Genomic DNA, 645 nt, shown 5'->3' with positions numbered 1-645 from the left:
GAGCCGGAGCCCGGGGGTGTTGTGGCGCAGCCCGGGGGCGCGGAGCCCGGGGGTACGCAGCCCGGGGGTGTTGTGGCGGATCGTGTGGTTGCCGACCGCGGGGGTCCCGGCGCGCTCGTGGCCAGGTGCCGGTGGGTGCATGTCGGCGGGCTCGAAGACGGTTGTGGACGTACGACGGTGACAGCCGGTCTCGCGATGGCGCTCGCGGCGTCCCGCCGTGACCGGATCATCGCGCTGGACGTGTGTCCCGACCAGCCTGGTGCGCTCGCCGCCCGGCTGGGTCCCTCGTCCGGCCATGCACCCGGCCATGCACCCGGCCGGGGGGAGCTTTCGCGCGCGGGAGGGTTACCGGCGCCGCTGCTGCCCGAGGTCCGCCGGTTCGTCCCCTCCGCCGGCCGGACGGGTCGGACGGGCCCGGCCGGCCAGGGTCCGGGGCCGGTAGGTCTCGACGTCCTCCTCGGAGCGCCGGGCGCGGACGTCTTCGGGCGCTCCGTCGAGGAGGTCGGCCGTGCCCTCGACGTTGTCGAGGACTGGTACGAGGTGGCGTTAGTCGACAGCCCGCCCGGGTGGGGCCGGCCGTTGCCCGCGGCACTGCTGGCTCGGGCCGACACCCTCGTGGTGGCTGCCCGAGCCGGTGTCGTGACG

The 645-nt window shown here is 76.1% G+C and carries 1 pseudogene; it reads left to right on the top strand.

Annotation, left to right across the window (positions count from 1 at the left end):
- Positions 1–177: 177 nt before the first annotated feature.
- Positions 178–645: pseudogene (locus tag DD1DGNOD_RS27335) on the top strand (ParA family protein); the annotation flags it as partial.

The sequence above is a fragment of the Candidatus Protofrankia californiensis genome, assembly GCF_900634765.1.
Lineage (GTDB): Bacteria > Actinomycetota > Actinomycetes > Frankiales > Frankiaceae > Protofrankia > Protofrankia californiensis.
The sequence above is the reverse complement of the archived record's forward strand: the minus strand, read 5'-3'. Positions and strand labels throughout refer to the sequence as shown.